Source organism: Marinilactibacillus piezotolerans (genome assembly GCF_900169305.1).
In the GTDB taxonomy this organism is placed as follows: domain Bacteria; phylum Bacillota; class Bacilli; order Lactobacillales; family Carnobacteriaceae_A; genus Marinilactibacillus; species Marinilactibacillus piezotolerans_A.
This window is the reverse complement of the sequence record NZ_FWDP01000004.1, coordinates 831,923-844,616: the sequence shown is the minus strand read 5'-3', so window position 1 is coordinate 844,616 and position 12,694 is coordinate 831,923. Positions and strand designations below refer to the sequence as shown.

Genomic DNA, 12,694 nt, shown 5'->3' with positions numbered 1-12,694 from the left:
TCAGTACGAATAAGAATCTGATAGAATGAACTCATTCAATGAGTTGCTAGTTTCAAACAACAATTAAGCAAAGAAATAGGAATACATAACAAGGAATACGATGCTTCTACCAGCTCTTCAGTCACGGTAAGATAACCAAAATCTTGTGACAGGCAGGGATGAAAGCAGATTGTGAGGGAGTTAGATGTCTGGATCATTAACAGAAACGCTCAAGCGGACGCCGCTGTATGAGTATTATTTAGAAAAGGAAGTAAAGCTGGTTGATTTTGGCGGGTGGGCATTGCCGGTACAATTTTCAAAAATCGGTGAAGAACATCAGGCTGTCAGACAAAAAGCCGGCCTGTTCGATGTCTCTCATATGGGGGAGATTGATGTATCAGGGGAGAAAGCTGCCGAGTGGCTGAACAGTTTAGTGACAAATGATGTGTCTTTAATGAGGACAGGTCAGGCGCAATATAATACGATGACGAATGAAGCGGGCGGTACACTGGATGATCTGATTCTTTTCAAATATTCAGATCAGCATTTCTTAGTGACACCGAATGCAGGGAATACAGACAAAATCTGGAAATGGATGAAAGAGCACCAGACAGATGAAATTCAGCTGCAAAATGTGTCCAGTGACTATGGGCTGATTGCTCTGCAAGGGCCGAAAGCAGCAGAAATCCTGCAAAGAATAACTGATGCAAGATTGCCAGACTTAAAATCTTATCATTTTCTTCCGGATGAAACTGCAGCGAGTATAGAAGGAATATTGATTGCTCGAACCGGTTATACAGGGGAAGATGGATTTGAACTCTATGTCCCTTGGAAGCAGACACGCCAACTTTGGGAAGCACTGCTGGATGCAGGGTCATCAGCTGATTTGATAGAATGCGGCTTAGGTGCCAGAGATACGTTGCGTATGGAAGCCGGGATGGCTCTATATGGACAAGAATTGACCGAAGACATTTCACCGCTTGAAGGCGGGGTTGGCTTTGCGGTCAAAGTGGACAAGTCTGAATCATTTGTCGGACAAGCGGCTTTGAAACAGCAGAAGTCGGAAGGGTTGAAGCGGGTTTCTCGTGGATTTGAGTGTGTGGATAAGGGGATTGCGCGCTCGGGATATCCGGTGTTAGATGCGTATGGCGAAGAGATCGGCGTGGTGACGTCGGGAACAAAATCTCCTTCGCTAGATAAAAGTATCGGGATGATGCTGGTGGAAAAAGAGGCAGCTGAGCTGGGTGAATCTGTCTGGATTCAAGTGAGAAAGAAAAGAATTGAAGCACGAATCACGAAAAAAGATTGGTTGAAAATAATTAAACAATAATGAAAGCGGGCGATCAAGATGGCAGAAAAAGAAACGTTGTATTTTACAAAGGAACACGAGTGGATTGAAATAGTGAATGAGGATTATGTCAGAATCGGTATTTCAGATTATGCCGTTGAGCAACTGGGCGATGTAGTTTTCGTTGATTTGCCGGCTTTGAATGATGAGATGGAAAAAGAAGATGAATTTGCGACAGTAGAATCGGTGAAGTCTTCTTCTGAGATTTATGGACCGGTGACTGGGAAAATCGCAAAAGTGAATGATGCTTTGGAAGATGAACCAGAAAAATTGAATGAGTCGCCATTTGGGGAAGGCTGGATTGTTGAAGTTCAGACGACTGAAGCACTGGATACTTCAGAGTGGATGGATGCGGATGCCTACGATACCTACGTGAGCGGGTTATAAGCCTGATTAGAAGTTAAAATGTATGACACTGGAGAGTCTAAAAGGGATTTCTCACTTAGCGGAGAAGTCTCTTTTTGTATTGGAACCTATTCAACTAAACAAGGAGTGTTAGGGATGACCCATCAACATCAGAATTTACCGACAACTGAACAAGACCGAAAAGAAATGCTGGCTGAAATCGGCGTAGACTCTGTGGCGGCATTATTTTCAGATATCCCCGTCTCTACAAGAGCAACGGATCAAAAGGCGATTGAATTGCCAGATTCTTTAAGTGAACTTGAGCTGGTCAAGCATATGAAGAAATTGGCTGATCAAAACAAAACGGCAACTGATTATCCGTTTTTCTTAGGCGCAGGGACGTATGATCATTTTATTCCGAGTGTTGTAAATCATGTAACATTGAAGTCAGAATTTATGACAGCTTACACACCTTACCAGCCGGAAGCCAGCCAGGGAGAACTGCAGGCTTTATTTGAATTTCAGACGATGATCTGCGAACTGACCGGAATGGATGTCTCTAATTCCAGTTTATATGATGGCTTTACTTCCTTAGGCGAAGCGTGCAATCTAGCTGCCGCTGTGACTAAAAAGAACCGTATTCTGATGTCAGCTGCACTTCATCCGCAAGCAAAAGAAGTGGTTGGTACATATGCTTATGGAATGGAGTATTCGGTCACACCGATTGGTCTGGACACAGAGGTCACAGACTTGAAGCAGCTGGAAAATGAATTAAATGATGAAACAGCCGCTGTTGTTATCCAGTATCCTAACTTTTTCGGATCGATCGAAGACTTGAAAGCCATTAAAGAGCGGATGAAAGAAACGAAGGCACTGCTGATTGTGGTGGCGAATCCACTTGCCTTAGCTAAACTTGAAGCTCCTGGGAATCTTGGTGCCGATATTGTAGTGGGAGATATGCAGCCGCTTGGACTTTCCATGTCTTATGGCGGACCACACTGCGGCTACTTTACTGTTAAAAGCAAATATATGAGAAAAGTTCCCAGCCGAATCGTAGGAGAAACCGTCGATATCGAAGGAAAACGCGGATTTGTAATGACCTTGCAGACAAGAGAACAGCATATCCGTCGAGAAAAAGCGACATCCAATATGAGTTCAAACCAGGCATTAAATGCATTGGCCAGCTCTGTATTCATGTCTGCTCTAGGCAAAGTCGGTGTTCAAGAAATGGCTCAGCAGAACATCAACAAAGCTCATTATCTAGCCAAACAACTTCAGGAGAAAGGCTTTGAAGTGTTGAACCAGTCTGCTTACTTTAATGAATTTATATTGAAACTGAGTCTGCCGATCGAAGAAGTCAATCAAGCATTACTAGAAAAAGGCTTTATCGGCGGCTATGATGTGTCTGAACTAGTTGGAGTAGACCATGCTGTTTTGTTATGTGCAACAGAAAAAAGAACGAAAAAAGAGATCGACCAGTTCGTTGAGGCATTAGCGGAGGTGGCAAAAAGATGATGAAGGAAACAAAACTGATATTTGAACAGTCAAAAACAGGGAGACAAGCATACAGTTTACCGGAAAATGATGTTGAAATGTATGACCTTTCAGCAGAACTGCCGGAGCATTTATCGCGTAAAGCAGCAGCAGAACTGCCGGAAGTTTCTGAACTGCAGCTGATGCGCCATTACACTGCCCTTGCCAACAATAATTTTGGTATCGAAACCGGCTTCTATCCATTAGGATCTTGTACAATGAAATACAATCCAAAGGTCAATGAAGATATTGCCAGATTAGATGGCTTTGCCAATATCCATCCTTTGCAAAATCCTGAGACCACACAAGGCGCATTGCAGCTGATGTATGGACTCCAAGAAGATTTGAAACAAGTTACAGGAATGGATGAGATTTCATTACAGCCAGCAGCGGGGGCACAAGGCGAGTGGGCTGGACTACTTGTATTTAAAGCCTATCATGAGCAGAATGGCGACGGGCAAACACGCAAAACAATCTTAGTACCTGACTCTGCGCATGGAACCAATCCTGCCAGTGCGGCCGTAGCAGGGTATGATGTCGTTGAGATCAAATCTAACGAAAACGGCACGGTCGGAGTTGAAGCTTTGAAGGCTGCGCTTGGACCAGATACTGCTGGATTGATGCTGACCAACCCGAACACCTTGGGATTATTTGAAGTAGACATCGTTGAAATCGCAGAAATCGTTCATGAAGCAGGCGGTTTGTTGTACTATGATGGTGCCAACGCCAATGCTATATTAGGAAAATCAACGCCAGGAGAAATGGGATTTGATGTGGTCCATTTGAACTTGCACAAATCATTCAGTACGCCTCATGGTGGAGGCGGCCCAGGTTCTGGTCCGATTGGCGTTAAATCTTTCCTCTCACCTTTTTTACCTGTGCCTAGAATTGAAAAAGATGGAGATCACTACTTGTTGAATAGCGACTATCCACTATCAATCGGTCGAGTTAAAGGCTACTTTGGAAACTTTGGGGTAAACGTCAGAGCTTATGCATACATTCGTTCAATGGGTGCAGAAGGATTGCAGCAGGTTTCAGAAGATGCTGTCCTGCACGCCAACTATTTGAAAGCCAGATTGACAGATTATTACGACACACCCTACAAGCAGCACTGCAAGCATGAATTTGTATTAAGCGGACTACGCCAGAAAAAACAAGGCGTAAGGACGCTCGACATTGCAAAACGACTGCTTGACTATGGCTTTTATGCGCCGACCGTTTACTTCCCGCTGATTGTTGAAGAATGTCTAATGATCGAACCGACAGAAACGGAATCTAAAGAAATGCTGGATGAATTTGCGGATGCAATGATCACCATTGCAAAAGAAGTAGAAGAACAGCCAGAAGTCTTGCATGAAGCACCCATATCAAAAGCCGTCCGCAGATTAGACGAAGTTACTGCTGCGAGAAAACCCAAAGTCATTTACCAAAGATAAGATTTTATTTATAATGAAAATAACTGTTTATCAAGATAAAGGAGGATCACTAAATGGATTTGAATTTAACAGGAAAAGTTGCCCTTGTACTGGCTTCCAGTTCTGGTCTTGGAAAAGCGATCGCCAAAGAGCTGGCTAAAGAAGGGGCTAATGTAATGCTGACCAGCCGTAATGAGGAAAAGCTTGCCGCAGCCAAAAAAGATATTGAAAAAGTAGCTGTAGGAAAAGTTGCCTATACAGTGGCAGATATTACAGATGCAGAAAATATCAAAAATCTAGTTGAAAATACTCGTTCTGAATTTGGTCCGATCAGTGTACTCGTCAATAATGCTGGAGGTCCTCCAGGGGGAACCTTTGAAGATTTTGATGATGAAGATTGGCAAAAGGCATTTGATTTAACCCTGTTCAGCTTTATCCGAACGATCAGAGAAGTGCTGCCTGATTTGAAAAAAACAGGTGGTCATATACTGAATAACACGTCTTCATCCGTCAAACAGCCGATTGACGGACTGACATTGTCCAATGTGTTCAGAATGGGTATCTCAGGATTATCTAAAAGTTTAAGCCAAGAATTGGCAGCGGACGGAATTCTAGTCAATACGATCGGACCTGGACGTATCGAAACAGACCGTATCGTCGAACTGGATTCAAAAAAAGCTGAAAAACAAAACAAAACGCAAGAAGAAGTTACCGAAGCAATGGAAAAAACAATTCCGCTGGGACGTTACGGTGAACCAGAAGAATTTGCAAAAGTCGCAACATTCCTAGTATCAGGAGCCAACACTTATTTAACCGGTCAAACGATCTTAGTAGACGGCGGCATGGTCAAAGCTTATTAATCTACTGAACATAACTAACCTTTCTCTATTGAGTAATCAATTGAGAAGGTTAGTTTTTTGTTTAAAAAGGGTGTTTTGTCGTATGACAAAACAGACAGTGCTGAGAATAAGGAAGATGAGATAGGAAATTTCCTGGCTGAGTATTGAATAATGCATGAGTGGGGAAAACTGGAGGTGCATTGTTTGTACTCAGAGTTGGAAAAAAGTCGAGTAGCGAAAATAAGAGAGGAATTGTTTGAACTCAGAGTAGGAAAGGGTTCGAGTAGCAAAAATAAGAGAGGAATTGTTTGAACTCAGAGTAGGAAAGGGTTCGAGTAGCAAAAATAAGAGAGGAATTGTTTGAACTCAGAGTGGAAAAAGGTGTGAGTGCCGAAAATAGGAGAGGAATTGTTTGAACTCGGAACAGGAAATGGCATGAGTAACAAAATTAGGCGTGATATTCTTCGTACTCAAAACAGAAAAGAATACGAGTGCTGTTAATAGTAGCGGAATTTTAGGTACTCAAAGATGGAAAGAAGATGAGTGCCGAAAATAGAAGCCGAATTATGCGTACTCAAAGTTAGGAATAGGGTGAGTGGCGAAAATAAGCGCAAAATTTTCCGTACTCAAAGCGGAAAGAGAGCGAGTACCGAAAATAGAAGCAAAATTCTCTTTACTCAAAATGAAAAATAGACAAAGTCCAGAAAATAGAAACAAATCCTCAGCATTAAAATCAAAAAATGCCAAATCTTAAGAATACCTAGTATAAGATCCGTCAGACCTAAACATGAGGATATACAAGTTAAAGGGATTCCTAAACTAAAGTCAGAATGAACAGTAAACTGATGAACGACATTTTCAAAATATAACAAATTCTAATCATCCCTTGCATTCCCTTTAATTTCCTTGTAAACTATTTTAGGTAATTAAATACAGATAGAGGTGCGGGGAAAATCAGTATGATGCTGGAGGCGGACAGCCGATGAAGGGATCAGAAAGGGTTCTTTGCCGAAGCAGGGTGGATTCGTCAAACCATTTTGCTGGGGGTCCGTTGAAGAAGCGGGCAACTGTCACGAATTTCGTGGAGCACTATCAAGCTATGTGCAGAGATAACAGCATTTAGGGTGATAAGGCCTTGAATGCTCTTTTTTTTGAGCAAAAATAGAGAGTATACTGCACCTTTCGATCGTTTGAGAGCGTCGAAACAAAAAGAGATGATTGGAGTAAAAAGAGGTATGAGAAGATTAAAATGGGGTATGTTGATTCTGATGAGCATCTTATGGTTAATACCGCAGACAGTTCATGCGGAAGAGGTAGAAGCCAGCATGGCTGGATCAATCGGCTGGTTGACATTGATACCGCCGATCCTAGCTATATTGTTGGCGTTTGTTACAAAAAATGTGGTTTTGTCTTTATTTGTAGGCATTTTTTCTGGATCAATCATCATTCAGTTCTCTATGGGAGAAAATATGCTGATGGCGCTGATCAACGGATTTACAGCGATCGTTGACTATATTTTAGGGTCTTTAGCGGATCCTTGGAATGCGGGAATCATTCTACAAGTGATGACGATCGGCGGACTGATTGCACTGATTACGAGTATGGGCGGTGCTCAAGCAGTGGCAGAAAGTTTGGCTAAAAAAGCTAAAGGGCCGGTCAGTACGCAATTGATCACATGGGCACTCGGAGTATTGATTTTCTTTGATGATTACGCCAATGCTCTAATTGTTGGTCCAATCATGCGGCCGGTTTCAGATAAAGTGAACATCTCAAGAGAACGGTTAGCATTTCTGATCGATGCGACTGCAGCACCAATTGCAGGGATCGCGTTAGTTTCTACTTGGATCGGTTATGAAGTAGGGTTGATCAACGATGCCTATCAATCAATAGGTGAAAATGTCAATGCATATGGTATCTTTTTAGAAACCGTTCCTTATCGGTTCTATAACATTCTGATGCTGTTCTTTGTTGTTGTAACTTCCCTTACATTAAGAGAATTTGGTCCAATGAAAAAAGCACAGGAACGCGCTAGAGATACTGGACTGCTGATAGCAGAAGATTCAGAAGTTGAAAGCGGCGAAGAAGAACAAGAGAGCATGGTAAATGAAAAAGCTTCTATTATGAATGCATTAGTTCCAATTGGAAGTCTGATTTTGTTTAGTTTTATCGGATTTTACATGAATGGCCGCTCAGCGATATTAAGCGGCGACAATGCTGCACTAGCACAAAGCATTTCCAATGCTCCTTTCTCTTTCAGTACGATTAGAGAAACGTTTGGCGCTTCAGATGCTTCTGTTGTACTATTTCAGGCAGCACTGATTTCAAGTATAATTGCAATGGTTATGGGTGTGTCACAGGAAATATTCAATTTTGCTAAAGGGATCGAAATTTGGGTCAATGGGATGAAAACGCTGATGATCACTGGGGTTGTCTTGTTGCTTGCCTGGTCATTATCAAGTGTGATGAACGAGTTAGGCACGGCTGATTATCTAGTATCGCTGCTTGGTGATACGATGCCGTCAGTTCTTTTGCCAACGGTGATTTTCCTGCTTGGTGCCATTATCTCGTTTTCCACAGGAACTTCTTATGGAACGATGGGGATTTTGATGCCGCTGGCAATACCATTGGCCACAGGAATGCGCCCTGAAGATCCGCAGTTTGTCATTATGTCAGCTGGAGCAGTGTTAACCGGTGCGATTTTTGGAGATCATAGTTCTCCAATCTCGGATACTACGATTTTATCTTCAATGGGTGCTGGTTCAAACTTACTGGATCATGTGAAAACACAAATACCTTATGCAGTGTCCGTTGGCGGGATCTCCATTTTATTTGGATATTTGCCGGTAGCTATGGGATTGAGTATCTGGCTATCTCTGCCGCTTACGTTAGCAGCAGTAGTCGCTATGGTCTACTTGCTCGGCAGTAAAGTAGATACAACGGAAAATCTCAGTAAAGAAGTAATAGAATAAAACCTAATAAGCTTAGGCATAATGAGAAGCCCTTTTAGCGGTTCTGCTCATTCTGTCTAAGCTTTTTGTTTGCTCATGATTACTTAAGGATATAGTATAAAGTTAACGTCATAGAAGCAGAATAGATAAGCGAGGAGGTGTGGAAATGGAGAAAATAAAGGTTTGGCAAGGCGATATTACAACACTGGAAGCGGAAGCCATCGTAAATGCGGCGAATCACTCACTGCTTGGAGGCGGCGGAGTCGACGGTGCTATTCACCGAGCTGCTGGTCCTCAATTGAAAGAAGAATGTAAGACATTGAATGGTGCAGAAACTGGAGAGGCTAAGTTGACAAAGGGGTACCAATTGCCGGCAGATTATGTGATTCATACTGTAGGCCCAGCCTATAAAGACGGCAACCAAGGGGAACCAGAACAGTTGGCAGCCTGTTACCGCAACTCACTAAAAGTTGCCGCAGATCATGAGATCAAAACAATCGCATTCCCGGCGATCAGCACGGGGATTTATCAGTATCCGGCTTTAGAAGCTGCACAAATTGCCGTTAAAACCATCAATGAAAGCCTTAATTCTTACCCAACGATAGAGCAAGTTATACTTGTGGCTTTTGATGCTCACACAAAACAGCGGTATGAAACGGAACTGGCGGCTATTAAAGCCAATAATAAATATCATTCGTAATTAATAGGAGGAGAAACATGAAACAATATATCAGATTTGGATTAATGATTTTAACATCTACAGTTATTATGTACTTTTTAATGTTTTTGAACGTCTTCGATTTCGCTCATATTCATTTAAGTGAAACAAGAATCTACATGGCCATTATGATGGGAGCAGTTATGTCAGTCATCATGATGCTGTTCATGTGGAAAATGTACAAAAATAAAAAATTGAACGGGATCATCCTTGCAGTATCTGCATTGGTATTCGGTGTATCACTGTGGCTGGTTAGAAGTCAGACGACAGTGGAAGATGTTTCATATATGAAAGCGATGATACCGCACCATTCTATCGCCATTTTAACAAGTGAGCGTGCGAACATCTCTGATCCGAGGGTACAAAGACTGGCTGATGATATCATTAGTGCACAGAGAAGTGAAATTGAAGAAATGAATCAATTGATCGAAGACCTTGAAAATGAAGATGAAGAAGAGGATAATCAAGCAAGCACGAGAAAATCAGCGAGTAACGCTGAATAAGAAAACAGAAAGATAGAAAAGAGGCAAAAGCAACTCATGAATGGTAAAAAAAGAGCGGATATTCAAATCGGCGCATTAGTTGATATTGTTTTGAAAAAAGATCAGCGTTCTGGGAACTTGACAAGAGGGCATGTTAAGCGGATTTTAACTAACAGTCCTACTCATCCGCATGGCATTAAAGTAATGCTGGAAGAGGGAGATCAAGTAGGACGAGTCCAGGAAATAGTAAAAGAACATCAAAAATAACTAATAGACTAAAAGAAATCAACTAAAAAAAGACGCTTACTTGAAAGGAATGAATCAGCAAATGCTGAACAGTACCTGACCAAGTTTGCGTCTTTTTTTAGTCGGCAGCTTGAGCTGGCTCGACTGAAGCACCCGTATCTTTCGTGTTTCCTAAAGCGAACGTTAATACGAAACATCCAATGCCTAAAATTAAGGCAATCAAGAAATACCAGATTGATTTGTCAGACTGAAAATCTGCTAGAGAATTGGTGTTCGTTAAAATAGCTATCGGTGAAGCGACAACTAACCCTAAAATACTGGCATAGGTATATGTCGGTTTTGTTTTAAAGAAATAATCAATTGCCTTACTGATCAGAATAATTCCAAACAGCATACCTAAAGCATAAGCCCCAAGCAGCGTACCGAAAGTTAACAATGCATCAAAATTCATTGCTGACAATGCTTCGGTAAATCCATTGATTGCAAAAATTACAGCATAATAGTAGCCAAGGATCAGCATCAGTAAAGATCCGCTGACACCAGGTATGACCATTGCCGCTGCCGAGACAAGTCCGACTAAAAACATGGCAATCATATGGCCAACACTAAAAGAAATTGATTGTCCGGTGTTGCCGCCGGTTTCGACGAAAGCCATCCATGCCACAATTCCAAAAAAGAACAGAAAAAACAAGCCATGAATAACATTAAGCTGTTGCTGCTCTCTTTGCATGCTTTCTTTGAAAGCGCTCCAGAGAATTGGCAGACCGCCTAAAATCAAGCCGATGAAAGCGATCGCCGTTGCCAATGTGTACTGTTCCAACAATAATTCGATGAAGTATGAAAAACCAGCAACCCCAATCAAAGCTCCAATAAATAATGGTCCTAAAATCTTACTAGCTGACTTGAACTCGCTTTTGATATGTGTAACTGCATGAATCACATCATCATATATACCAAATGAAACAGCCATAGTGCCGCCAGAAACGCCTGGTATGACATTCGTGATCCCAATGAAAACTCCTTTAATGATCATCCATATATAGTGCATAATCTTCTCCTTTAACTTATGAATATAGAACTTAGAACACAGATTACATTCTATCACAATTAAACGAAAAGAATCCGGAAAAATTTAAAAGAAGGATGACAAATACTGAAACGATTATCGTTTAATAAGACAAACAAGAAAGACTTTCGCCATTTTAAGAATCAAAACGATGCATTAAAAATGAAACTTGGATAAATTTATCAAAATAAGGAACAATTAAATCTGAATGATACGAATGAATAGAAACTTTAACTTAAATAATCCAGAAAGTGATAAGCCATAGAAGCTTAAAGAAACAGATTAAAGAACTTTGATAATTAATTTTTTGAAGAATCCGGACGATCTGGATAAGCACTAAGAGACGCGCGTTTTTGATTCAATAATTCTTCGTAAATCGATTCAGAGCCCATCAAGTCTGCGACGATATAAGCGCTTAACACGACAATAGCCAGAGGCATCAGTTGAGCAAGATTGCCTGTCATCTCGATCATTAATATTATAGAGGTCAGAGGAGACTTCGTAACAGCTGTCAAAAATCCACCCATGGCATAAAGGATGAAACTGCGTATAAAAGCATCTTCTATCCCAGTAAAATGTAATACACCGTTCCCATAAATTCCTCCAATCAGTGCACCAATACTGAGCACTGGAATAAAGATACCGCCTGGTAAGCCAGAACCATAAGACAACTGAGAAAACAAGAAACGAACCAGAAAGATCCCCAGTAAAGCGATCGTTGGAAAACGTGTCGAAGTGATCATTGTAATGACACTGGTTCCGCCACCAAGCAGATCAGGTAGAAAAAGACCAATTGGAATAACCAGCAGAAATGGAATAACACCATGATAGTGGGAAGGAATCGGCAATTTCTGATATAAATTGGGCGTAAATAGAAGCGAAGCTTGATAAATTCTTCCAGCAACAGCAAGCATTATGCCCATAATGACTAAATGAAGATAGTGTTCGATCGGAAACTGCAGTAAGGTTTCGATCTGCAAAGGCGGTTTGAGACCAACAATCTTCAATACAACAAAATTTGCCATGATAGATGCAGAGAAAGCGGAAAGCAGTAAAATACTGGAAAACTTATGATGAATTTCTTCCAGAATAAATACTATCCCTGAAATCGGAGCATTAAACGCAGCAGAAAGGCCTGCACTCACGCCAGCAGAAATCAAGATTTTTTTCTGCGTTAAGTCACCTTTTATGAAAGCATTAATGCCTTGACCGATCGCTCCGCCAACCTGAATAGCTGGGCCTCTTCGACTCAAAGCCAGTCCTGCTCCTAGAGCAATCAGACTGCCGAGGAACTTGCGCCACATTACAGAAAACCAGTTGATTTCAAATAAGTCATAAAGCTGACCGCCGATATTTTGTATACCTGATCCTTTTATATCCGGTTCATCTTTACTGAGCTTTGAAACAATGAGTCCTAATGTTGTCATGAATAAAATCCACCCGATTAAAAGAGGGGGATCACTTTTAATGATTTGATACCAGCTTCCTAAGTGGTTTAAAAAGAAGACGACGATGATACGGAATACACTGATCACCAATCCTACTATTGATCCAATCAGAATACCCAGTGCAATATAAGTTAATTTTTCTATATTAAATGTACGAGAGCTTTTCATTGTCGGTCTCCTTGCTGAGATAAAATATAGCGTCTATATTGAAAACTATCGAAGATAGACTAAAAACACAAATTATTTACCTGACAGCTTACATTCTATGAATTCAATTTCTACAAGAATAAAAAATATGGTATGATAATTAAGTTGAAACAAGTCTAA

The 12,694-nt window shown here is 41.2% G+C and carries 12 protein-coding genes and 1 riboswitch; of the genes, 10 read left to right on the top strand and 2 right to left on the bottom strand.

From position 1 onward, the window contains the following. Positions 1-184 precede the first annotated feature (184 nt). The 10 genes from gcvT (at position 185) to B6F02_RS07800 (ending at position 9,874) form a co-directional block, all read left to right on the top strand. Positions 185-1,309, top strand: coding sequence for a glycine cleavage system aminomethyltransferase GcvT (gene gcvT, locus B6F02_RS07840; RefSeq protein ID WP_080146802.1), 1,125 nt, complete (start codon positions 185-187; stop codon positions 1,307-1,309). A gap of 18 nt (positions 1,310-1,327) precedes the next feature. Further along, positions 1,328-1,714: a glycine cleavage system protein GcvH gene (gene gcvH, locus B6F02_RS07835; RefSeq protein ID WP_080146801.1), complete on the top strand. Its 387-nt coding sequence runs from the start codon at positions 1,328-1,330 to the stop codon at positions 1,712-1,714. 114 nt (positions 1,715-1,828) lie between these two features. After that, complete coding sequence (gene gcvPA, locus B6F02_RS07830; protein ID WP_080146800.1) at positions 1,829-3,187, top strand: aminomethyl-transferring glycine dehydrogenase subunit GcvPA; 1,359 nt, start codon at positions 1,829-1,831, stop codon at positions 3,185-3,187. Then, positions 3,184-4,641, top strand: a complete 1,458-nt coding sequence (gcvPB, locus tag B6F02_RS07825; protein WP_080146799.1) for an aminomethyl-transferring glycine dehydrogenase subunit GcvPB — start codon at positions 3,184-3,186, stop codon at positions 4,639-4,641. Before gcvPA ends, gcvPB begins: the two co-directional genes overlap by 4 nt. 53 nt (positions 4,642-4,694) lie before the next feature. After that, positions 4,695-5,480: an SDR family oxidoreductase gene (locus tag B6F02_RS07820; RefSeq protein WP_080146798.1), complete on the top strand. Its 786-nt coding sequence runs from the start codon at positions 4,695-4,697 to the stop codon at positions 5,478-5,480. A 574-nt stretch (positions 5,481-6,054) separates the two neighbouring features. Continuing rightward, complete coding sequence (locus tag B6F02_RS11010; RefSeq protein WP_179128548.1) at positions 6,055-6,213, top strand: hypothetical protein; 159 nt, start codon at positions 6,055-6,057, stop codon at positions 6,211-6,213. Positions 6,214-6,388: 175 nt separating this feature from the next. Further along, a riboswitch (Lysine riboswitch) is annotated at positions 6,389-6,559 on the top strand. Between the two features lie 135 nt (positions 6,560-6,694). Continuing rightward, a complete protein-coding gene (locus B6F02_RS07815) occupies positions 6,695-8,428 on the top strand; it encodes a Na+/H+ antiporter NhaC family protein (RefSeq protein WP_080147406.1) in 1,734 nt (577 codons plus the stop codon). 145 nt (positions 8,429-8,573) lie between these two features. Further along, a complete protein-coding gene (locus B6F02_RS07810; RefSeq protein ID WP_080146797.1) occupies positions 8,574-9,107 on the top strand; it encodes an O-acetyl-ADP-ribose deacetylase in 534 nt (177 codons plus the stop codon). A 17-nt stretch (positions 9,108-9,124) separates the two neighbouring features. Further along, positions 9,125-9,628 (top strand): DUF305 domain-containing protein, encoded by a 504-nt coding sequence (locus B6F02_RS07805; RefSeq protein ID WP_080146796.1) that lies wholly within the window; start codon positions 9,125-9,127, stop codon positions 9,626-9,628. Between the two features lie 36 nt (positions 9,629-9,664). Further along, positions 9,665-9,874 (top strand): YwbE family protein, encoded by a 210-nt coding sequence (locus tag B6F02_RS07800; RefSeq protein ID WP_080146795.1) that lies wholly within the window; start codon positions 9,665-9,667, stop codon positions 9,872-9,874. 97 nt (positions 9,875-9,971) lie between these two features. Here B6F02_RS07800 and B6F02_RS07795 read toward each other — a convergent pair whose 3' ends face one another. Continuing rightward, a complete protein-coding gene (locus B6F02_RS07795) occupies positions 9,972-10,901 on the bottom strand; it encodes a DUF368 domain-containing protein (RefSeq protein ID WP_080146794.1) in 930 nt (309 codons plus the stop codon). A gap of 317 nt (positions 10,902-11,218) precedes the next feature. Next, on the bottom strand, positions 11,219-12,535 hold the full coding sequence (locus tag B6F02_RS07790) for a ClC family H(+)/Cl(-) exchange transporter (protein ID WP_080146793.1): 1,317 nt from the start codon (positions 12,533-12,535) through the stop codon (positions 11,219-11,221). Positions 12,536-12,694: the final 159 nt, after the last annotated feature.

What these genes read in the sequence shown, in the direction of transcription:
- B6F02_RS07790 (WP_080146793.1), bottom strand. Translation starts at nt 12,535, where the DNA reads ATGAAAAGCTCTCGTACATTTAATATAGAAAAATTAACTTATATTGCA.
- gcvPB (WP_080146799.1), top strand. Translation starts at nt 3,184, where the DNA reads ATGATGAAGGAAACAAAACTGATATTTGAACAGTCAAAAACAGGGAGA.
- gcvPA (WP_080146800.1), top strand. Translation starts at nt 1,829, where the DNA reads ATGACCCATCAACATCAGAATTTACCGACAACTGAACAAGACCGAAAA.
- B6F02_RS07795 (WP_080146794.1), bottom strand. Translation starts at nt 10,901, where the DNA reads ATGCACTATATATGGATGATCATTAAAGGAGTTTTCATTGGGATCACG.
- B6F02_RS07810 (WP_080146797.1), top strand. Translation starts at nt 8,574, where the DNA reads ATGGAGAAAATAAAGGTTTGGCAAGGCGATATTACAACACTGGAAGCG.
- B6F02_RS07800 (WP_080146795.1), top strand. Translation starts at nt 9,665, where the DNA reads ATGAATGGTAAAAAAAGAGCGGATATTCAAATCGGCGCATTAGTTGAT.
- B6F02_RS07805 (WP_080146796.1), top strand. Translation starts at nt 9,125, where the DNA reads ATGAAACAATATATCAGATTTGGATTAATGATTTTAACATCTACAGTT.
- gcvH (WP_080146801.1), top strand. Translation starts at nt 1,328, where the DNA reads ATGGCAGAAAAAGAAACGTTGTATTTTACAAAGGAACACGAGTGGATT.
- gcvT (WP_080146802.1), top strand. Translation starts at nt 185, where the DNA reads ATGTCTGGATCATTAACAGAAACGCTCAAGCGGACGCCGCTGTATGAG.
- B6F02_RS07815 (WP_080147406.1), top strand. Translation starts at nt 6,695, where the DNA reads ATGAGAAGATTAAAATGGGGTATGTTGATTCTGATGAGCATCTTATGG.
- B6F02_RS07820 (WP_080146798.1), top strand. Translation starts at nt 4,695, where the DNA reads ATGGATTTGAATTTAACAGGAAAAGTTGCCCTTGTACTGGCTTCCAGT.